General features: G+C 65.5%; 19 protein-coding genes and 1 pseudogene. 6 read left to right on the top strand and 14 right to left on the bottom strand.

Features of this window, described 5'->3' with window-relative positions:
• From ACE3SN_RS03145 to ACE3SN_RS03160, 4 genes and pseudogenes are all read right to left on the bottom strand, one after another.
• Nucleotides 1-530, bottom strand: a pseudogene (locus ACE3SN_RS03145) (penicillin-binding protein 2); the annotation flags it as partial.
• Nucleotides 531-1,082, bottom strand: coding sequence for a rod shape-determining protein MreD (mreD, locus tag ACE3SN_RS03150; protein WP_374527385.1), 552 nt, complete (start codon nt 1,080-1,082; stop codon nt 531-533).
• Complete coding sequence (gene mreC, locus ACE3SN_RS03155) at nt 1,082-1,981, bottom strand: rod shape-determining protein MreC (protein WP_374527386.1); 900 nt, start codon at nt 1,979-1,981, stop codon at nt 1,082-1,084. The genes mreD and mreC overlap by 1 nt, the downstream gene beginning before the upstream one ends.
• Before the next feature lie 53 nt (nt 1,982-2,034).
• On the bottom strand, nt 2,035-3,084 hold the full coding sequence (locus tag ACE3SN_RS03160; RefSeq protein ID WP_374527387.1) for a rod shape-determining protein: 1,050 nt from the start codon (nt 3,082-3,084) through the stop codon (nt 2,035-2,037).
• Between the two features lie 184 nt (nt 3,085-3,268).
• On the opposite strand from ACE3SN_RS03160, the gene mutL reads away from it, so the two are divergent.
• A complete protein-coding gene (mutL, locus tag ACE3SN_RS03165) occupies nt 3,269-5,065 on the top strand; it encodes a DNA mismatch repair endonuclease MutL (protein ID WP_374527388.1) in 1,797 nt (598 codons plus the stop codon).
• A 3-nt stretch (nt 5,066-5,068) separates the two neighbouring features.
• Here the strand turns inward: mutL and ACE3SN_RS03170 are convergent, their stop codons facing one another.
• Genes ACE3SN_RS03170 through ACE3SN_RS03180 form a run of 3 tightly spaced genes read right to left on the bottom strand, consistent with a single transcriptional unit; the run spans nt 5,069 to nt 7,280 of the window.
• On the bottom strand, nt 5,069-5,533 hold the full coding sequence (locus ACE3SN_RS03170) for a MaoC family dehydratase (RefSeq protein WP_374527389.1): 465 nt from the start codon (nt 5,531-5,533) through the stop codon (nt 5,069-5,071).
• A 2-nt stretch (nt 5,534-5,535) separates the two neighbouring features.
• A complete protein-coding gene (locus ACE3SN_RS03175) occupies nt 5,536-6,888 on the bottom strand; it encodes a hypothetical protein (protein WP_374527390.1) in 1,353 nt (450 codons plus the stop codon).
• Nucleotides 6,889-6,947: 59 nt separating this feature from the next.
• On the bottom strand, nt 6,948-7,280 hold the full coding sequence (locus ACE3SN_RS03180) for a hypothetical protein (RefSeq protein WP_374527391.1): 333 nt from the start codon (nt 7,278-7,280) through the stop codon (nt 6,948-6,950).
• 135 nt (nt 7,281-7,415) lie between these two features.
• Here ACE3SN_RS03180 and ACE3SN_RS03185 point away from each other — a divergent pair, with 135 nt between their 5' ends.
• Complete coding sequence (locus ACE3SN_RS03185; protein WP_374527392.1) at nt 7,416-8,330, top strand: DUF2167 domain-containing protein; 915 nt, start codon at nt 7,416-7,418, stop codon at nt 8,328-8,330.
• A gap of 24 nt (nt 8,331-8,354) precedes the next feature.
• Here ACE3SN_RS03185 and ychF read toward each other — a convergent pair whose 3' ends face one another.
• Nucleotides 8,355-9,455 (bottom strand): redox-regulated ATPase YchF, encoded by a 1,101-nt coding sequence (gene ychF, locus ACE3SN_RS03190; RefSeq protein ID WP_374527473.1) that lies wholly within the window; start codon nt 9,453-9,455, stop codon nt 8,355-8,357.
• 145 nt (nt 9,456-9,600) lie between these two features.
• Here ychF and ACE3SN_RS03195 point away from each other — a divergent pair, with 145 nt between their 5' ends.
• Entirely contained in the window at nt 9,601-10,239 is a 639-nt protein-coding gene (locus ACE3SN_RS03195; RefSeq protein WP_374527394.1) for a TIGR02466 family protein, read from the top strand.
• Here ACE3SN_RS03195 and ACE3SN_RS03200 read toward each other — a convergent pair.
• The 5 genes from ACE3SN_RS03200 to ACE3SN_RS03220 all read right to left on the bottom strand — a co-directional run bounded on the left by ACE3SN_RS03200 (nt 10,236) and on the right by ACE3SN_RS03220 (nt 13,926).
• Nucleotides 10,236-10,760, bottom strand: coding sequence for a hypothetical protein (locus ACE3SN_RS03200; RefSeq protein ID WP_374527396.1), 525 nt, complete (start codon nt 10,758-10,760; stop codon nt 10,236-10,238). The two genes, ACE3SN_RS03195 and ACE3SN_RS03200, sit on opposite strands and share 4 nt — an antisense overlap.
• 2 nt (nt 10,761-10,762) lie before the next feature.
• The gene (pth, locus tag ACE3SN_RS03205; protein WP_374527398.1) at nt 10,763-11,332 is read right to left on the bottom strand and encodes an aminoacyl-tRNA hydrolase; all 570 of its coding nucleotides are present in this window, start codon (nt 11,330-11,332) and stop codon (nt 10,763-10,765) included.
• Nucleotides 11,333-11,419: 87 nt separating this feature from the next.
• The gene (locus tag ACE3SN_RS03210; RefSeq protein WP_374527399.1) at nt 11,420-12,028 is read right to left on the bottom strand and encodes a 50S ribosomal protein L25/general stress protein Ctc; all 609 of its coding nucleotides are present in this window, start codon (nt 12,026-12,028) and stop codon (nt 11,420-11,422) included.
• Between the two features lie 112 nt (nt 12,029-12,140).
• Nucleotides 12,141-13,010 carry a TraB/GumN family protein gene (locus ACE3SN_RS03215; RefSeq protein ID WP_374527401.1) on the bottom strand — a complete coding sequence of 290 codons (870 nt, stop codon included), beginning with the start codon at nt 13,008-13,010 and terminating at the stop codon, nt 12,141-12,143.
• Entirely contained in the window at nt 13,000-13,926 is a 927-nt protein-coding gene (locus tag ACE3SN_RS03220) for a TraB/GumN family protein (RefSeq protein ID WP_374527403.1), read from the bottom strand. The genes ACE3SN_RS03215 and ACE3SN_RS03220 overlap by 11 nt, the downstream gene beginning before the upstream one ends.
• A gap of 96 nt (nt 13,927-14,022) precedes the next feature.
• Between ACE3SN_RS03220 and ACE3SN_RS03225 the strand changes: the two genes are divergently transcribed.
• From ACE3SN_RS03225 to ppdK, 3 genes are read left to right on the top strand one after another with little or no spacing between them, the layout of a single operon-like run.
• Nucleotides 14,023-14,922 (top strand): glycine--tRNA ligase subunit alpha, encoded by a 900-nt coding sequence (locus ACE3SN_RS03225; protein ID WP_374527405.1) that lies wholly within the window; start codon nt 14,023-14,025, stop codon nt 14,920-14,922.
• Entirely contained in the window at nt 14,889-16,910 is a 2,022-nt protein-coding gene (gene glyS / locus ACE3SN_RS03230; RefSeq protein WP_374527407.1) for a glycine--tRNA ligase subunit beta, read from the top strand. The genes ACE3SN_RS03225 and glyS overlap by 34 nt, the downstream gene beginning before the upstream one ends.
• A gap of 53 nt (nt 16,911-16,963) precedes the next feature.
• Nucleotides 16,964-19,627: a pyruvate, phosphate dikinase gene (gene ppdK / locus ACE3SN_RS03235; RefSeq protein WP_374527409.1), complete on the top strand. Its 2,664-nt coding sequence runs from the start codon at nt 16,964-16,966 to the stop codon at nt 19,625-19,627.
• A gap of 9 nt (nt 19,628-19,636) precedes the next feature.
• Here ppdK and ACE3SN_RS03240 read toward each other — a convergent pair whose 3' ends face one another.
• Nucleotides 19,637-20,383: a methyltransferase domain-containing protein gene (locus ACE3SN_RS03240; RefSeq protein ID WP_374527412.1), complete on the bottom strand. Its 747-nt coding sequence runs from the start codon at nt 20,381-20,383 to the stop codon at nt 19,637-19,639.
• Nucleotides 20,384-20,404 lie beyond the last annotated feature (21 nt).

Consider the following 20,404-nt stretch of genomic DNA (forward strand, 5'->3'; position numbering starts at 1 on the left):
CCGATCAGATGGCCAACCGAAGGCCCGGTCGGATACCAGCGTGAATAGCCGCGCTGGGCCAGCACGCCGGGCAGGTCGGGCAAGCGCACGCTGACCGCGGCAAAATTGTCCCAATCGAGCCCCGAGGCGACTTCGACGGGGCGAAAGCCGTGGGCTTTTTCCATCTTGTCGCGCAGGTCGGTGACCTTGTCGTCGGGCAGCTTGAGCAGGCGGGCCAGTTCGCTGATCGTCGCGTCGGCGTCGTCGAGCCGGTCTGGGATCAGGTCGACGCGGAAGTCGGCGCGGTTCGAGGCCAGCGGCGCGCCCCGGCGATCAAGGATCCAGCCCCGCCGCGGCGGGATGAGCGACAGGTTTACCCGGTTGCTTTCGGACATCATGTTGTACTTGCTGTTCTGGACCAGCCCGATCCAGCCCATCCGCACCGCGAGCAGCACCCCGACGCCGGTCTGCAAGCCACCAATCAGGACGCTGCGGCGGTCAAAGCTGTTGCGGAGCGTGCCGGAACTGACGTGTCGGGGTTCCCCGAACATCTAGATCTTCCTCACGCGCATCAGCCGCAGCCGGTCGACCCGGCCGACCAGGCGGGCGGCGAGCGGGTAGCATAGCACGGAGATCACCAACTGGGGGACAAGCACGGGTAACAGGGTATGCCCGCCGCCATGATTGGCGATGCCCAGCGAAAGCAGGATATAGGCAACGATGATCGCCGCGGCGGCCACCCAGTTGTGCGCGAAATCGCGCCAGGGAAAGCGCATCTCGATGATGTCCAGCGCGATCATCGCTGCAGACCACAGCAGGACGGCGCTGCCCATCGGTTGTCCGCTGTAGAGGTCGTCGATCAGGCCCAGCGGCAGGCCCGCCCAGATCGGGAACAGGCCGGGGCGCAGTTGCTGCCACGCGACGAGGAACAGGAAACCGAGCGGGGGAACCACCGGCGCGGAGGCAATCAGCGGAAGAAGCGGCGCGAGGCTGCCGAGGATTACAAGCAGCCACGGCGCGGCGATCGCCAACACGGGCGAGGGCGCGCGGTTGATCCTGACGCGGGTGATGCCGTGGAGCGAATCGGACAGCGTCTGGGCCATCACTTCGTCTCCGCCCCCGGTGTACCGGGCTCGGGCTTCAGTTCGCTGCCCTTCTGGGCTTCGTCCCACAGTGGGTAGACAGCGACGAACTCGGTCGCGCCCGGATCGCTCAGCGGGCGGGCAACAGCGCCGTCGCGGGTCAGTTCGCTGACCACGGCAACTGCGGTGCCGGGCCGGAACAGGCCGCCCTGGCCCGAAGTCACGAAGGCATCGCCGATCTTGACAGTATTGATCCCGGCATTGATCAGCCGCAGCTGGATCGTGCCATCGGCCTTGCCCGAGGCATAGGCTGGCAGACCGTCGGTGGCGCGACGCACGGGAACCATGCTTTCGCCATCGGTGATCAGCAGTACGCGGGACGAATTGTTGCCGACTTCAAGTACGCGGCCTACCAGGCCCAGCGGTGAGCGCACCGGCATGCCAACGCGCACGCTCTGCTGGCTGCCCGCGCCAAGCAGCGCAAACCGCCGCGAACTGGTTGAAGTCGAGGCGATCAGCCGGGCAACGACAACGGGTTTGGGTTCCTGCCCGACCAGGCCGAGCATTTCCTTGAGGCGGGCGTTTTCGTTCGCCAATGCCTGGGCTTCGGCCAGCTTGACGCGCGACAGGGCCACTTCCTGTTCAAGTTTCGCCACCCGGCTGCCCGAAGTAAAGAAGCCGGCGATGGTATCGTACCAGCTGCCAGCCTCGCTACGGGTCGCGGCAGCGGCCTGTCCGGCCGGCGCAGTAAGATCGTTGGCGGCCGAGCGCATCCCGCCAAAGACAGAGCCGTTGCCGCTCGAGACAAGCAGCAGCACGCCGCCGACGAGAGCCCCGGCGGCGGCGATCACGTATCCGAAGAATGTACCGTATTGCGCCCTGCGGGAATAACCGGGACGCCGGTTGCTCGGCGGCGCCATGCCTGCGCTACTCCTGCTTTCCGGCGCGCGGGATGAGCGGCCGGGTCATGGGCTCAGGCCGTCATCAGGACGCCGCGATAGATCGGGTCTTCCATGGCGCGGCCGGTGCCCAGCGCGACGCAGGAAAGCGGATCTTCGGCAATCGAGACGGGCAGGCCGGTCTCTTCGCGCAGGTACTCGTCAAGGCCCTGGATCAGCGCGCCGCCGCCCGTCAGGACGATGCCCTGGTCGACGATGTCGGCGGCAAGTTCCGGTGCGGTGTTTTCCAGCGCGATGCGCACGCCTTCGACGATTGCCCCGATCGGTTCGGCCAGCGCCTCGGCGATGTTGGCCTGCGTGATGGTGATTTCCTTGGGCACGCCATTGACAAGGTCACGGCCCTTGAGGTGGATCGTTTCGCCCACGCCGTCAGCCGGAACCGTGGCGCAGCCATAGTCCTTCTTGATGCGTTCGGCGGTGGCTTCGCCGATCAGCAGGTTGTGATGGCGGCGCACGTAGGACACGATCGCTTCGTCCATCTTGTCCCCGCCGACGCGGACCGAGGTGGTATAGGCGAGGCCGCGCAGCGAGAGCACGGCGACTTCGGTGGTGCCGCCGCCAATGTCGACCACCATTGAGCCGACCGGTTCGGTTACCGGCATGTCGGCACCGATCGCGGCGGCCATCGGTTCGAGGATCAGGTACACCTGGCTGGCACCCGCGTTCGAAGCCGCGTCACGGATCGCGCGGCGTTCGACCGAGGTCGAGCCCGAAGGCACGCAGATCACGATTTCCGGTGGGCTGAACACGCTGGTGCGCTTGCCGTTCACCTTGCGGATGAAATGCTTGATCATTTCTTCGGCGATTTCGATGTCGGCGATAACGCCGTCGCGCAGCGGGCGGATCGCCTCGATGCTGTCCGGGGTCTTGCCCATCATCATCTTGGCATCGTCGCCCACGGCCTTGACGCGCTTGATCCCGTTGATCGTTTCGATCGCCACGACCGAGGGCTCATTCAGCACGATTCCGCGATCCTGGACATAGACCAGCGTGTTCGCCGTCCCAAGGTCGATCGCCATGTTCTGGGAACCGAATTTCAAGAATCGCGAAAAGAACGAAGCCATTGAAAAACCTGTTTTATGTCGTGCGGGGCTAGACGCGATTCGCGTATAGACAAGCCGCTGCGTTGGCAAGGAAGCGGACCCCTTAGCGCATGGCCTGTGCAAAGGCCAAAAAATTAATCGGAAATTGCCCGTTTTGCACAGGCTCCATCTCGAATTTGGCGCACTTCGTCGCTACCCGTTTCGCGTGCCCCAGATCCGCCGCCTTCCCGAAGACCTCGTCAACCGCATCGCCGCGGGCGAAGTGGTCGAGCGTCCGGCTTCCGCGCTCAAGGAACTGGTTGAAAACGCGATCGACGCGGGCGCGCGCAACATTGCCGTGCGGCTGACCTCGGGCGGGCTCGACGGGATCGAGGTAACCGACGACGGCTGCGGGATGCGGCCGGACGAAATCGCCCTGGCGTTGGAACGCCACGCCACCTCCAAGCTGCCCGACGAACATATCGAACTGGTCGCAACGCTGGGCTTCCGGGGCGAGGCGCTGCCCTCGATCGCCAGCGTCGCGCGCCTCACCATCGAAAGCCGCCCGCGCGGTGCGGCCGAAGGCTGGAAGCGCGTGGTCGATCATGGCGAGGTGGTGGGCGATGGCCCCGCGGCGCTTCCGCCCGGCACGCGGATCCGGGTGGAGGACCTGTTCGGCAAGGTGCCGGTGCGGCGTAAGTTCCTGCGCTCGGCTCGCAGCGAATACGCCGCCTGCCTCGACGTCGTGAAGCGGCTGGCGATGGCGCGGCCCGATATCGGCTTCGTGCTCGAACACGATGGCCGCCGCGTCTTTGCGGTCCAGCCCGACGAGGAACTCGCAGGGCGCGTTGCCCAGATCGTCGCGCGCGAACTGGCCAGCGACGGCGTGGCGATCGAACTGGAGCGCGGACTGGCGCGGCTGACCGGCGTCGCGGGCCTGCCGACCTACAATCGGGGCGTGGCTGATCACCAGTACCTGTTCGTCAACGGACGCCCGGTGAAGGACCGGTTGCTCGTCGGCGCGGTGCGCGGGGCCTATGCCGATATGCTGGCGCGCGACCGGCACGCGGTGCTGGCGCTGTTCCTCGACGTTCCGCCCGAGGAGGTCGACGTCAACGTCCACCCGGCCAAAACCGAAGTGCGCTTTCGTGATCCGGCCTTCATTCGCGGCTTCATCGTCAGCGGTCTGCGCCATGCTCTCGAAGGCGCGGGGCAGCGCAGCGCGCAGGCTCCGGCAGCGCCCGCGATGGGCAATTGGCAGGCCGAGCCGATTACGCGGCTGAGTGAGCCCGCGCCCGCACTGTCATCGCTGTTCGCGCGCGAATATTCAGCGGCGAGTCTGGGTGTGCGCGAAGCCGCGCCGCAATGGCGCGCGCTTGACCCCGCGCCGCCCGCCGCCCGCGCGGAAGTGGCTGAGGAAGCAACCGTCCCGTCGGTCCAGCACCCGCTGGGCGTGGCGCGCGGGCAGGTGGCGAACACCTATATTGTGGCTGAGGCGGAAGACGGGCTGGTGCTCGTCGATCAGCACGCCGCGCACGAACGACTGGTGCTGGAACGGTTGAAAGCGGCCGGGGCGCAAGGCGCGGTCACAGCCGCGCAGGCGCTGCTGATTCCCGAAGTGGTCGAACTCGACGAGCCGGACTGCGACCGGCTTGAAACTGCTTCGGCACGGTTAGCAGACTTCGGGCTAACGCTCGAACGCTTCGGCCCGAAGGCGATGCTGGTGCGCGCCGTTCCAGCAGTGCTCGGCAAGGGCGACGTTCAGGCGCTGGTGCGCGACGTGGCCGACGATCTGGCCCAGAACGGCGATACGCTGCTGCTGGGCGAACGGCTCGACCTGGTGCTGGCGACGATGGCCTGCCACGGCTCGGTCCGCGCCGGGCGGGCGCTGTCGGTTGCGGAAATGAACGCGCTGCTACGCGAAATGGAAGTCACCCCGCGCTCGGGCCAGTGCAACCACGGGCGGCCCACCTGGGTGAAGCTCGCCCATGGCGATATCGAAAAGCTGTTCGGCCGGAAATAGCCTTCAGGCAGGGGCTCCGCGCACCCGGATCAGCCCGATCGACTTCATCGTGCAGACCATCACATCGTCCTGGTTATAGACCCTGACGATCGACTGGAAGCTGCCCATTTCAGGGCGCGACTGGCTTTGCTTCTTGGAGAGCAGTTCGGTTTCCACGCGCAGCACGTCGCCCGGAAACACGGGGCGCAGCCAGCGCAGTTCATCGAGCCCCGGCGAGCCGAGCCCGGCCTGCTTGCGCTCGGTCAGGTTGCCGACCAGCATCCGCATGACCATTGCGCAGGTGTGCCATCCGCTCGCGGACAGCCGCCCGAAATGGGTGGCTGCCGCGGCGGCATCGTCGAGATGGAAGGGCTGGGGATCGTACTTGGAAGCAAACTCGATCACCTCTTCGCGCGTCACCTCGTAACGCCCGAAGGCTGCTTTCGTGCCGACTACCAGATCCTCGAAATAAACCAGCCCGTCATCCATCCTCAATGCCCCAATGTTATCCTGGCGAACACTGTGTAGCCCCATGGACTGTCCCCGTAATAGGGGTCAAGCGCGGCGGGCTTGGCATAGAGGTTCACGCTGCCGCCCAGCGCCAGCTCGACCGGGCCGAGCGGGATGCGCCGGGCATAGCCCGTCTGGAACTTGCTGACGCGGAACTTCTGGTCGTGAAGCGGATCGTGGTGATCGGGGAAGAGTTCGTCGTTGGCGACGTTCTCGAACCGCCCGAACAGGGTGTTGTGGCGGTCCAGATCCCAGTTCACTTCGCCGATCCACGCGCTCAGGGTTTCGCCCGGAACGCGCTTCTTGGCTGAATATGCCAGCATCGCCGAGACACCGCCGCGCGCATATTGCGCCGAGGTGGTGAAGCGGTGCTCGTCCTCGCCGGGATGGGTCGCCTCGGGCTGCTTGATCTGGCCGTAACTGGCCTGGATCGCCCAGTTCGGCGTCGGGGTCAGGGTGGCGCGAACCGACCAGGAATCGAGCTTGGGCGTCTCGATGTTCCAGCGCTTCTCGTCAGGTTCAGCTCCGCGAAACGCGCTCGCCTCCAGTTGCCAGAGCGGAGCCGAATAGCCCGCCGTCACCACACCATAGGTGATGTGGGTGGAATCGAACCAGTGGTGGGTGATCGGCGGCTCGGGGTTCAGTGCGGCAGAGCCCCGATGCATGAATGCGCTGGGGCCAAGCGCAGGCTCGCCCACAGGACCGCCATAGACGAACAGGCTGCCATCGCCGACATCAAGGTCCACCCGCGCCGATAGTTCCATGAACAGGTCGTGCGGATGCTGCCGGTCGACCAGGGGCAAGCCTTGCGCGGTTTCGCCCGTTGCGAAGAGGTTGGGATAACCCGCCGCGTCCATCGCCGGCTCGAGGCTGAGCATGGACTTGAACTGGATCCGGCCCCAGTCGGTCGTGCGTTCTGCGCCCAGCATGGCCATCGAGGTGGCATAGGTCTTGCTGGCGCCGCGCGGGCCGGTATGGTCGGTATGCTGTAGCGAGACGGTGCCGTGGGCCATGAACATCCAGGGCATGTCCCCGGTAATCACCGCCATGCACGAGGAGCGCATCATCCTTTCGTGATAGCTTGCCTCGTCGCCGGGCAAGCGGCTCGTGCCGGAGCCGTCGACAAATCCGAGCGTGCCGGGCTGGCAGGTGGTGATCGCGGCGTGATCGCCATGATCCATCCCGGCCATATCGTCGTCCGGTTGGGGCTGCGGCATTTCCATGCCCGGGTGATGCTGCATTCCACCCATGTCGTGGCCGGAATGATCCTGCGCGAAGGCAGGCGATGAGAGTGCGCTGGCGCAGGCGAGCGCCAGCCAGATGCGGCTTTTCATGGTAAATTCCTGATCGTTCGTTGGGGGCGGCCCCCTGACTATGCGGTAGATGCGCGCGATCAGGTGCGGGGAGGGGGCGTATCCGGCCTCAGCGCGCTGCCGCTCAGGGCTTTGGCCAGCACCAGGACATGGGCTGTGGTCAACCGGCTCGGCGCGGCAGGCATCGCGGGCAGGCGGCACAGTGGGGCGATGCAACCGATACAGTCATGCGCCGCGGGCGGGCGTTGCTGCTGCTTGCCGTGGTCCGTTGGTGCCTGCTGCTCGTGGCACGAGGGCGCGGCTTCGTGGTGCATCGACCCGGCCATGCTGGTCGGCGCAGTCGACAGCGGCATCGCCGCCGCGGGCAGCGCAAGACACAGTGTCAGCAGGGCAAGAAGCAGGCGGCGCAACATCTGCCGCTGTTTAGGACAAGTTGGCTGCCCATGTCCAATTTTGCCAATAAGCACCTGAAATGGGGAGGGCTTTCTCCTTGACCGATGGGCCGAACAGCGCTTTCTTGTGGCCGAACTTTGGTTCGAGGGGGGATAATGGCAAGGATGAAACTTGCGGGGATTGGCCTCGCGTTAGCGCTGGCCATCGCGCCGATGCCACTGGTGGCGCAGGACAACGGCGGGCAGGCCGATGTCGCCGCGCTGGTCAAGACGCTCAAGCCGCAGCACGGCAAGATCGCCTTGCCCGAAGCGCGCGCCACGCTCGACCTTGGCACCGCCTATGATTTCTATGGGCCCGAGGATGCCCGCACGATCCTCGTCACGATCTGGGGCAATCCGCCGGATTCAGCCGAAGGTGTGCTGGGGCTGGTGATGCAGGCCGGAAAGTCGCCGCTGCAGGATAACTGGGGCGCCGTCGTCACTTACGAGGCGACAGGTTACGTCTCGGATGAAGATGCCGCCTCGACCGATTACGCCGAGCTCATGAAGCAGATGCAGGAGAGCGAGGTCGAGGTGAACAAGCAGCGCCAGGCTGGCGGCTATCCCGCGATCCACCTCACCGGTTGGGCCGAACCGCCCAATTACGACAGCGGGTCGCATTCGGTGGTCTGGGCGCAGGAACTGGCCTTTGCCGATACCAACGTGCATTCGCTCAACTACGATGTGCGGACGCTTGGGCGGGGCGGGGTGCTCAGCGTCAACCTGATCTCGTCGATGCCGCACCTGGCGGAAGTGAAGGCCGCCGCACACGAATTTGCCGGCCATGCCAGCTTCGATGCCGGAGCGCGCTATGCCGATTTCGATCCCAATCTCGACAAGAAAGCCGAATACGGGATCGGCGGACTGGTTGCGGCCGGGGTTGGCGTGGCAGCGGCCAAGAAGCTTGGCCTGCTGGCGATCTTCGCCAAGTTCCTGAAGCCGCTTCTGGTGGCGGTGGTGGTTGCCTTCGGGGCGCTCAGGAACAGGATCATGGGTCTGTTCGGGCGCGGCCGGGACGAGCTGGAGGGCTGATCCCGGCGGCTGGCTTGAACCGGGTCAAACGTTGAACTTGAAGTGCATGACGTCACCGTCGTGCACCACGTATTCCTTGCCTTCCTGGCGCAGCTTGCCCGCATCCTTGGCGCCGGTCTCGCCGCCCAGCGCGATGTAATCGGCATAGGCGATGGTTTCGGCGCGAATGAAGCCGCGCTGCATATCGGAGTGGATTTCGCCGGCCGCTTCGGGGGCCTTGGCGCCCTGGTGCACGGTCCAGGCGCGGGCTTCCTTGGGGCCGACGGTGAAGAAGGTGATGAGGTGGAGGAGGTCATAGCCCGAGCGGATCACGCGGGCGAGGCCGGTTTCATGGAGGCCCATTTCCTCAAGAAAGACCAGCCGGTCTTCCGGTTCCATGCCGACCAGATCAGCCTCGATCGCGGCCGAGACGATCACGGCATTGGCGCCCTCGGCCTTGGCCTTTTCGAACACGCGGGCGGAAAAGGCGTTGCCGTTCGCCGCGCTGTCTTCCTCGACGTTGCAGACATAGAGCACCGGCTTGGCGGTGAGCAGCTGCGCCTGCCGGAACACGCGGGCTTCCTCGTCGTCCTTGGGCTGGGTCAGCCGCGCGGGTTTGCCTTCGCGCAGGAGTTCGAGCGCCTGGCCAAGCACCGAGGCGATGATCTTCGATTCCTTGTCGCCCGCGCTGGCTTTCTTCTGGGCGGCCGGAACGCGCTTTTCGAGGCTTTCCAGGTCGGCCAGCATCAGTTCGGTTTCGACCGTTTCAGCATCCGAGATCGGATCGACCTTGTTGTCGACGTGCTGGATGTCGTCGTTTTCGAAGCAGCGCAGCACATGGACGATCGCGTCCACCTCGCGGATGTTGCCAAGGAACTGGTTGCCCAGCCCTTCGCCCTTCGATGCGCCGCGCACGAGCCCCGCGATATCGACGAAGCCAAGCTGGGTCGGGATGATCTTCTGGCTGCCGGCGATACGGGCCAGTTCGTCAAGCCGGGGATCGGGCACGCCGACGTTGCCCACGTTCGGCTCGATCGTGCAGAACGGATAGTTCGCCGCCTGCGCCGCCTGCGTTTCGGTCAGCGCATTGAACAGGGTGGACTTGCCGACATTCGGCAGGCCAACGATACCGCAACGAAAACCCATCACTCACTCCGCCTGGGGGCCAAGGCGCGGCCCATAGCGGGGGGCGGGCGGTTTGACCAGTGGGGGCGATGGGGCAAGCTAGGCGCTTGCGCGGCGCGGCAATCGCGGCAAAACTTACCGGCAGGGGCAAATCGGGGGTAATTCGATGACTGGGGGGCTTTTCGAGCATCAGGGCACAACCTTGCTCTTTCCAACTCCGCTGCTGACCTATCAGGTTGCCGGGGCCGCGCAGATCAATGCGCTGCTCCTGCAGGAAGTCGAACTGCGCAAGGTGCGCGATCCCAATGTTTCGCGCAGCGGGCGCAACGGCTGGCACAGCCGGGTGGACTTCTTCACCCGCACGGAACCAGGCCACCGCGCGCTTGGCGCGGCCATTCGCGGCGCGGTGGAGGATGCCACGATCCGCCTGTCGGGCGACGCGTCGTTCTTTCAGCGCGTGAACTACCGCATCAACGGCTGGATCAACGTCAACCCACAGCACGCCTACAACGTTCCCCACGATCATCCCGGCAGCTATTGGTCGGGCTGCTACTATGCAGCGATTGCCAGGGCGGAGGAGGGTGGCGGGGCAATTTCCTTCATTGACCCGCGCTGTGCCCCCACCGGGCAGGCGATGGTCAGGGCGGAGGTTTTTTCGGGCGCGCACAGCGTCGTTCCCGCACCGGGAATGTTGCTGCTGTTTCCGGGCAATGCCAAGCACTGGGTCCACCCCAACGAGGCAGAGACCGAGCGCGTGACGGTGGCCTTCAATGTTGCCTTCGGCGGGGCAGGGCAGGGGGGCTAGCCAGCGTCACGGCTGACTTGTGCTTCGTCCGCCCGCTTCAGGTATTCGCGCTTCTTGCGGGTAAGGTAGCTGCTCAGCGCAGCGCCGCCCTTTTCCATTCCCGGATGGATGAAATAGCCCTTCACCCAGAAATTGCACCAGTGGCGGGCCGGGTTTTGTGAGCCATCGATCTGGATCTCCACGTGATAGCCCGGCACGCGGAAGTTATGCCGCTTGCGGATCGAGACGATCTCGTTCCAGCGCAGGCGATGGCAGTAAAGGTTGCCTACGATCCGCAAGCCTGCGCTGTCGAGCTCCACACGGTAGACGAACAGCGCGTTGAGCCCCACGATGAAGCCCACCACCATGACCCATGCGCCCAAAGCGAAGAGGGGGGGCTTCCACCACCCGCCTTCGCCGGGCAGTTTGGTCAAGACGGCAAGGATCATCACGGCCGCAAGGCAACCGATCACCACCGTCATCACCAGATTGAGCAGATGAGCCCACCAGTGCCGGCGGATCACGATCGACCCGGCGGGCATGGTCAGTCCTGCATCCTTCGCGCAACATCGCTCATGAAGCGGGCATCGTCGCCCTTGGCGAGCCAGTCGGCCTCGGCTGAAATAGCGCCCAGCATATCGGTCAGCGGGTCGAGTTCGGCCTTGGCATAGTTGCCCAGCACATAACCCGTCACCCGGTCCTTGTGCCCCGGATGGCCGATGCCGAGCCGCACGCGGCGGAAATCGGGGCCAAGGTGCTGGTCGATCGAGCGCAGCCCGTTATGCCCCGCATGGCTGCCGCCCTGCTTGACCTTGACCTTGAAGGGGGCAAGATCGAGCTCGTCGTGGAACACGGTGAGGGCATCGGTGCCCAGCTTGTAAAAGCGCAGCGCCTCGCCCACCGAACGGCCGCTTTCGTTCATGAAGGTCGCGGGCTTCAAGAGCAGCACCTTCTGCCCCCCGATCCGGCCCTCACGCAGCCAGCCCTGGAACTTCTTCTGTTCGGGGCCGAAATTGTGGACGTCGGCAATCGTGTCGAGCGCCATGAATCCCACGTTGTGACGGTGCATCGCATATTGCGGACCAGGATTGCCGAGACCGACCCAGAGCTGCACGTCATTCTCCAAACGAAAACCGGGCCGCATTGCTGCGGCCCGGTTTGCATTGGGGCAGACTGGCCGCCCCGGTCAACCAAGAGCTGTTTAGGCTTCGGTCTTGCTGTTGTCGCCTTCTTCGCTGCGCAGACCCGAGGGGGCAACGATGGTGGCGATGGTGAAGTCGCGGTCGGTGATCGCGCTCTTCACGCCAGCCGGCAGGGCGACGTGGCTGATGTGGATCGAGGCGCCGACATCGAGGCCGGTCACGTCGATCTGGATGTCGTCGGGGATCTTGTCCGCTTCGCAGACCAGTTCCAGCTCATGACGGACGATGTTGAGCACCGCACCGCGCTTGAGGCCCGGCGAGGCGGCTTCGTTCACGAACACCACCGGCACTTCGACGTGGACAGTCGCGTTGGCCGCCAGGCGCAGGAAGTCGCCGTGCAGCGGGCGATCGGTGACGGGGTGGAAGGCAACGTCCTTGGGGAGCGTGCGCACGACCTTGCCGCCGACTTCGATCTCGACGATCGAGTTAAAGAAGTGGCCGGTACCCAGCTGCTTGACCAGCAGCTTTTCCTCGACGTGGATCGCGAGGGGTTCTTCGTTGCCACCATAGATCACGGCGGGGACGCGGCCGTTGCGACGCAGATCACGGGAGGCTCCCTTGCCAGCCCGTTCGCGCGTCTCGGCCGGCAGGTGCAGAGTATCGCTCATAGCATTGCCTTTCGAATACGAGATTAAATCGATCTTCTCCGCCACGCCTCCAGGGATGACCATGACGGGAAGCGCGCGCCCCTAACGGGCATTCACGCAAAAAGCAAGCGTTCTACTGGAGTCGCGTGACCTTGTAGCCTTGCGCCGCGAGCAGCGCGGGCAGGCCCTCCGGCCCGGCCATGTGCCCGGCTCCCACGGCGACGAAGGGATGGGCCCCGCCGCGCAGCAGCGCGACCAGCCGCGCGGTCCAGGCGCGATTGCGCCCCGTAAGCAGAGCGGTGCGCAGTTCTGGATCATTGAGGAAGCCGCGCTCGGTCTCGGCCAGGATCGGCTGAAGGTCGCCATTTGCCCAGCCTTGCTGCACCGACAGGTCGGCGCCCTTGGGCTGCGCCCCATCGCGCAACACGCTTTCCAGCAGCACGCGCTGGTCTTCCTCGGGCAGCCCGTCGAAGATCGCCAGCTGCCGCCGCGCGCCCTCGAATTCATCGACCGGTCCCATGTAGTCGGCCACGAGCGCACGATCGACGCCGTTTTCGTTCTCGATCCCTTCTTGCGCCGCTATCGCCTGTTGCAGCGCCAGCGCGGCGGCCCAGGTTTCAAGGCCATCGAAAGTCGCCGGGTCGAGCTTGTACTTCGCCATCACCGCATCGAAAGCTGGCCGCATTGCTGGCGAGACTCGTTCGCGCAGCGGCGGCAGGCCGGGCGAGTGCGACAGTTCGGCAAAGATTGCCGGGGCCTGTTCGATATGCGCGACTTCGACCAGCAAGCTGTCGGAGCCGCGCAGCGCGGACTCGATCTTGTCAGAACGCCAGTCGACCGGATCGTGCAGCGCGTGGATCGTCCCGAACAGCCAGGCCTTCTGCCCGTTCGGGCCTTCGACCAGCCACAGCGCGGGGTGGACTTCGACCGGCTTGTGGCAGCCTGCCAGCGCGAGCGCGCCAAGCGCCGCAAGGACGAGCTGTCGCCAGCGCTTACTGGACACGTTCGGACTTGATCCCGGCCTTGGCGAGCTCGTCCTGCACGCTGCCTTCGCCGCCGAGGTGGCCTGCGCCCACGGCGATGAACACCACGCCGGGGCGGTCCAGCCGCTGGCGGATCCACGCGGCCCAGCTCTTGTTGCGGGCGGTGATCAGGGCTTCCTTCATTGCCGGGTTGTCCTCATCGGAATTGAGCGCGCTTGCCAGTGCAGTCGGATCGCCCGCGGCCCAGGCGTTGACCATGGTGTCGATCTGGTTGCTGAGTTCAGGCAGGCCGTCGATCACTTCGAACAGGTATTGCTTCTGCACTTCAGCCGAGAACTGATCGAACAGGCCCAGCTGGAAATCCAGCGTTTCAAGACCATAACGCGGGCGGCCCATCGCCTTGTTCTTCGCGGCAAGCTCGGCTTCCACCCCATAGGACGGATCATAGCCTTCGCGGATCAAGGGCAGGGTGGCCAGGCCGACCGCGGCGTACCACGGCTTGAAGCTGTCGAACGCGGCGGGCGGCAGGCCCAGCCCGGTCATCGCCTTTTCGAAGCGGGCCTTTTCAGCGGGGTTCATGCCCGTGCGCAAGCTCTGGCCCTTGGGCAGCATGCCGTACTTCATCACCAGCCGCGGGGCCTCCGCCTCGGCGCCGTCGGGGATCTCGGTGACCAGCTCATCGGCGCTCTCAAATGCCTTGGCCAGATCGCCGTGATACCAGTCGATCCCGCGCGGCAGCAGATGGATCGTGCCGAACAGGTAGATCGTGGTGTCGGCATCCTGCACGACCCACAGCGCCGGGGTGGCGACGCGGGTGTCGGGAACGGCCTCGACCGGCTGCGGTGTCGGCTCGTGCTGCTGGGCGAACAGGGCGTTCGGTGCAAGCAGCGCCGCGATCGCAAGAAGGGGCGCGAAAAGACGTGATTTGAGGGTCATGGCCGGGCTTCTACCCCGCCAAACCCTGTCAGTCGATGAACGAGTTGGCGGTGCTGGAACTTGACCGGTTCCGGCCCATCGGCCAAAGGCCCGCGCATGAGCGAAAATGCGCCCCTTTGCTTCCAGGAGATGATCCTGCGGCTCCACTCGTTCTGGAGCGCGCAAGGCTGTCTCATCCTGCAACCCTATGACATGCGCATGGGGGCAGGCACGTTCCACCCCGCGACCACGCTGCGCGCGCTTGGTCCCGAGCCGTGGAAGGCCGCCTATGTGCAGCCCAGCCGCCGCCCGACCGATGGCCGCTATGGCGAAAATCCCAACCGGCTGCAGCACTATTACCAGTATCAGGTGATCCTGAAGCCGAACCCGGCGAACCTGCAGGAGCTTTATCTCCAGTCGCTCGCCGCGATCGGGATCGATCCGCTGGCGCACGACATCCGCTTTGTCGAGGATGACTGGGAAAGCCCGACGCTGGGCGCCTGGGGACTGGGCTGGGAAGTGTGGTGCGACGGGATGGAAGTCACCCAGTTCACCTATTTTCAGCAGGTCGGCGGGTTCGATTGCAAGCCTGTGGCGGGCGAACTGACCTATGGCCTCGAACGCCTCGCGATGTACATCCAGGGCGTCGACCGGGTCTATGACCTGCGCTTCAACGATCACGGCGTCAGCTATGGCGACGTGTTCCTGAAGAACGAGCAGGAGCATTCGAAGTACAACTTCGAAGTGGCCGACACCGCCAGCCTGTTCGACGGTTTCGCCAAGGCCGAGGCCGAATGCATGCGCTGCATCGAGGCGAACGTGCCGCTCGCCGCCTATGACCAGGCGATCGAGGCCAGCCACCTGTTCAACCTGCTGCAGGCGCGCGGCGTGATTTCCGTGCAGGAACGCGCCAGCTACATCGGCCGCGTGCGCGATCTCGCCAAGGGCAGCTGTCAGGCCTGGATCGAGAAGAACAAGGACGAATGGGCGGCGAAGTATCCGGAGTGGAGCCTGTGAGCGATTTCCTTCTCGAACTGCGCTCCGAAGAAATCCCGGCGCGGATGCAGGCGGATGCCCGCGCGCATCTTCAAAGCATGTTTGCTCGCTTGATGGCGGAAGCCGGTGTCGATTTCGGAGAAATGGACGCATGGTCGACGCCGCGGCGCCTCGCCTTGATTGTGCGGGATTTGCCTGTTTCCACCAAAGCCGTGCGCGAGGAAACGAAAGGGCCCCGGACGAGTGCGCCAGAACAAGCGCTTGAGGGTTTTCTGCGCAAGACGGGCCTGACTAAGGACGAGCTCGAAGAACGCGACGGGGTTTGGTTCGCGGTTATTGAGAAGCCAGGTCGCTTGGTAAGAGACGTTCTCGCTGAAGCTATTCCGCAAATTGTTCGCCACTTTGGTTGGCCCAAGTCGCAGCGCTGGGGCGTCGCTTCGATCAGCACCGAAAGCCTGCGCTGGGTGCGGCCGCTCTCGGGGGTCGTTGCGATCCTCGGCGAGGATCTGGTCCCGTGCGAAGTCGGCGGCATTGCCTCTGGCTACACCACGCGCGGGCACCGCTTCCACGCGCCGGGCGAAGTCACCATCGGCGGCGCGCATGACTATTCGGAAAAGCTGCGGCTTGCCCACGTGATCGTCAATCACGCGGAACGCCAGGACCTTATCCGCGAGCGTGCCAAGGCCGCCGCCGAAGCCGAGGGGCTGACCCTGGTCGAGGACGAAGGCCTGGTGATCGAGAACGCGGGCCTCACCGAATGGCCGGTGCCGCTGCTCGGCCGGTTCGACGAAGCCTATCTTGAAGTGCCGCCCGAAGTGATCCAGCTGACCGCGCGCACGAACCAGAAGTATTTCGTGTGCGAGAAGGACGGCAAGCTTGCCAACGCCTTCGTCTGCACTGCCAACATCGCGGCGACTGATGGCGGGGCCGAGATCGTCGCGGGTAACCGCAAGGTCCTCGCCGCGCGCCTGTCGGACGCCAGCTTTTTCTGGAAGCAGGACCGCAAGACCACGCTGGAAGAACAGGCGAAGAAGCTCGCCCGGATCACCTTCCACGAAAAGCTTGGCACCGTCGCCGACAAGGTCGAGCGCGTGGCCAAGCTCGCCGAATGGCTGGCAAGCGAGGGCATTGTCCCGAACAGCGATCCCTCACTTGCCCGCCGCGCGGCAGAGCTGTGCAAGGCGGACCTCGTCACCGAAATGGTCGGTGAATTCCCCGAACTGCAGGGCCTGATGGGCGGCTACTACGCCCGCGCCGAGGGGCTGCCCGATGCGGTGGCCGATGCGATCCGCGATCACTACAAGCCGGTCGGGCAGGGCGACGATGTCCCCACCGCGCCGGTTACCGTGGCCGTGGCGCTGGCGGACAAGCTGGATACGATCCGCAGCTTCTTTGCCATCGATGAAAAGCCGACCGGCTCGAAGGATCCCTTCGCGCTGCGCCGCGCGGCGTTGGGTATCATCCAGATCATCACCGCCAACGGGCTGCGCTTTGGCGTGGGTGAGGGCGATGTGCTGGCCTTCTTTGCGGACCGCCTCAAGGTTCAGCAGCGCGAAGCGGGCGTTCGTCACGACCTGATCGACGCCGTGTTCGCGCTGGGCGGTGAGGACGACCTCGTCCGCCTGCTTGCCCGCGTCCATGCGCTCCAGGCCTTCATGGGCACCGAAGACGGCAGGAACCTGCTCGCCGGCTACAAGCGCGCCGCGAACATCCTCAAGAAGGAAGAGTTCGAGGCCGGGGCGATCAATCCCGCGCCGGAAGCCGCCGAGGCCGCGCTGCTTGCCGCACTCGAAGCCGCCGAACCGCGCGCCCAGGCAGCGGTCGAGGCGGAGGACTTCACCGCCGCGATGGCCGCGCTCGCCTCGCTGCGCGCACCGATCGACGCATTCTTCGAAGCGGTGATGGTCAACGATCCCGATCCGGTAAAACGCGCCGCGCGTCTCTCACTTCTCGGGAGCTTTGTTGCTGCAGTGCACAAAGTGGCTGACTTTTCGCGCATCGAAGGCTAGTCCAGCCGCCACACCGGCACCGAATCGCCGGTTCCGGGGAGTGGCGGAAAACCATGGTTGCATACGTATTCACCTTCGGCGGCGGCGTTTCTCACAGCGATCCGCGCGCCAAGGACAAGACCATCGTCGGCGGCAAGGGCGCAAACCTTGCCGAAATGGCCGGAATCGGCCTGCCGGTCCCCCCGGGCTTTACCATCACCACCGAGGAGTGCGTGCGCTACCTCGCCGAGGGTGGCGACTTTTCCGACAGCGTGAAGGCCGAAGTCGCCACCGCGCTGGCCCATATCGAACAGGCGGTTGGCAAGAAGTTCGGTGATGCCGCCGATCCGCTGCTAGTCTCGGTGCGTTCGGGCGCGCGGGTTTCGATGCCCGGCATGATGGACACGGTGCTCAACCTTGGCCTCAACGACGAAACCGTGAAGGGCCTCGCCGCCTCGTCGGGCGACGATCGCTTCGCGTGGGACAGCTACCGCCGCTTCATCCAGATGTATTCCGACGTGGTGCTGGGCCTCGACCATCACCTGTTCGAGGATGCGCTTGAAATCATTAAGGAAGACAACGGCTTTTATGCCGATGTTGAGATGGGCGCGGAGCATTGGCAGGCGCTGGTCAAGCAGTACGAGGAGATCGTTGCCGACCAGTTGGGCCGCCCGTTCCCGCAGGACGTGAACGAACAGCTGTGGGGCGCGATCCGCGCGGTGTTCGATTCGTGGGATTCCGATCGCGCCAAGGTCTATCGCCGCCTCAACGACATTCCGGGTGACTGGGGCACTGCCGTCAACGTCCAGGCGATGGTGTTCGGCAACATGGGCGATACTTCGGCCACCGGCGTTGCCTTCACCCGCGATCCGGCGACCGGCGAGAAGGCCTATTACGGCGAATGGCTGGTCAACGCGCAGGGTGAGGATGTAGTGGCGGGCATCCGCACGCCGCAATACCTCACCAAGTACTCGCGCGAGCGGGCCGGGGCCAAGCCGCTCTCGATGGAAGAGGCGATGCCGCAGGCTTACGCCGAGCTGGCCGAGGTGTTTGAGCTGCTCGAAAAGCACTACCGCGACATGCAGGACATCGAGTTCACCGTCGAACGCGGCAAGCTTTGGATGCTCCAGACCCGTTCGGGCAAGCGCACCGCCAAGGCCGCGCTCAAGATGGCGGTCGACATGGTCGGCGAAGGGCTGATCGACGAAGCCACCGCGATCCGCCGGGTCGATCCGATGGCGCTGGACCAGCTGCTTCACCCCACGCTCGATCCCGATGCCCCGCGCGATCTGCTTGCCAAGGGCCTGCCGGCCTCGCCCGGTGCGGCCTCGGGCGCGATCGTGCTCGATGCCGATACCGCCCAGGCCCACGCCGAGCGCGGCGAAGCGGTGATCCTGGTGCGCGTCGAAACCAGCCCCGAAGACATCCACGGGATGCACGCGGCCAAGGGCATCCTGACCGCGCGCGGCGGGATGACCAGCCACGCCGCCGTGGTGGCGCGCGGCATGGGCCGCCCCTGCGTTTCCGGTGCCTCGGGCCTGTCGATCGACATGGCTGCGCGCACGCTGCGGATCGGCAACCGCGAGCTCAAGGAAGGCGATGTCATCACGCTCGACGGGACCACTGGCGACGTCATGGCCGGGCTGGTCAAGACGATCGAGCCGGAACTGGTTGGCGATTTTGGCACCCTGATGGAATGGGCCGACAAGCACCGCCGGATGAAGGTGCGCACCAATGCCGAAACCCCGGCAGACTGCCGCGTGGCGCGCCAGTTCGGTGCGGAAGGCATCGGCCTTTGCCGCACCGAGCACATGTTCTTCGATGACAAGCGCATTGCCGCCGTACGCCAGATGATCCTGGCCGAGGACGAGGCCGGCCGCCGCGCCGCGCTGGCCAAGCTGCTGCCCGAACAGCGCGCCGATTTTCAGGCGATCTTCGAGGTGATGGCCGGCCTGCCGGTGACGATCCGCCTGCTCGATCCGCCGCTCCACGAATTCCTGCCGCATGCTGACGCCGAGTTCGAGGAGCTGTCCGAGACCATCGGGATCGGCGTCGAAACGCTCAAGCGCCGCGCTGCCGAGCTCTATGAGTTCAACCCGATGCTGGGCCATCGCGGCTGCCGCCTGGGCATCACCTTCCCGGAAATCTACGAAATGCAGGCCCGCGCGATCTTCGAGGCGGCCTGCGATGTAGCCGCTCAGGGCGGCGAGGCGCCGGTGCCCGAGGTGATGATCCCGCTGGTCGCCACCGCCAAGGAGCTGGAAATCCTCAAGGCCGTGGTCGATCAGGCCGCAGCCGAAGTCTTCGCTGAAAAGGGCCGCACGCTGCACTACCAGGTCGGCACCATGATCGAGCTGCCGCGCGCCGCGTTGATGGCGGACAAGATCGCCGAAGTGGGCGAGTTCTTCTCGTTCGGCACCAACGATCTCACGCAGACCACGCTGGGCCTCAGCCGCGACGATGCCGCCAAGTTTCTGGGCGTCTATGTCGAAAAGGGCGTGTTCGCGCGCGATCCCTTCGTCAGCCTCGATGTCGAGGGCGTCGGCCAGCTGGTCGAACTCGCCGCCGAGCGCGGGCGCAAGACGCGGCCCGACATCAAGCTCGGTATCTGCGGCGAACATGGCGGCGATCCGGCCTCGATCGCGTTCTGCGAGCAGGTCGGGCTCGATTACGTCAGCGCCTCGCCGTTCCGCGTGCCGATCGCGCGGCTGGCGGCGGCGCAGGCGGCGCTTGGATAGCAGCGCGGCCTAACGCCTCCAGCCCGACAGGGTCAGAATCTCGAAACGCTCGACCGTGCGTTCCCCAAAGGAGGTACGGGCGCGCGCGAGCGCGGCCTTGCCGAGCGGCGCGCCGCGCTTCGCCAGCACATTGCCCAGCGCCTGCGCGCGCAGGTCCGCGATCAGGCTGGCAAGGCTGGAGAAGCGGACATCGAGGCTGCGGCTGTCGACGACAGGCTCGGCCCAGAGCGCGCGCTGGAGGAGCTGCCCCCCGGCGCGCACGTCCACGGCCGGGTGCATCCGCGGGGCAGGGCGATCCGCATCTGCGGCGAGCATGGCGCCTCTCAGGTGCTCCAGACTGTTCGCGCCGAGGAAGCTCGCAATCGCGAGGCCGCCCTTGGCCAGGCCGGCGCGCATATGGATCAGCGCGCCCGGCAAGTCGTTGACCGTATCGAGCGTGCAAAGGCTGACGATCAGATCGAACCCGCTTTCGGGGTAAGGCCGTTCCTCGTCGAAGCCGTCGGCAGGATCGGCCTCGCTGACTTCGCAACCTTGCGTGCGAAGCTGCGCGGCCAGGGCGCCGGTCCAGTCTCCGATCACCAGTGCCCGTTGCGGGGTATGACGCAGAAAACCGAGCCGCTCGATCACGTCCTCAACCATATCGTCGAGCAGATAGCGCGCTGCATCGGGACGCTGCTGCAAGCGGCGCGCGCGGCGGCGTGCGGCGAGGCGGCGGGCGGGGGCGAAGATCTGTGGCGGGGCGGGGCGGGCGCTCATCGGCTTGCCCTGCCTTGCGCC

It is taken from the genome of Novosphingobium sp., assembly GCF_041915465.1.
GTDB lineage: Bacteria > Pseudomonadota > Alphaproteobacteria > Sphingomonadales > Sphingomonadaceae > Novosphingobium.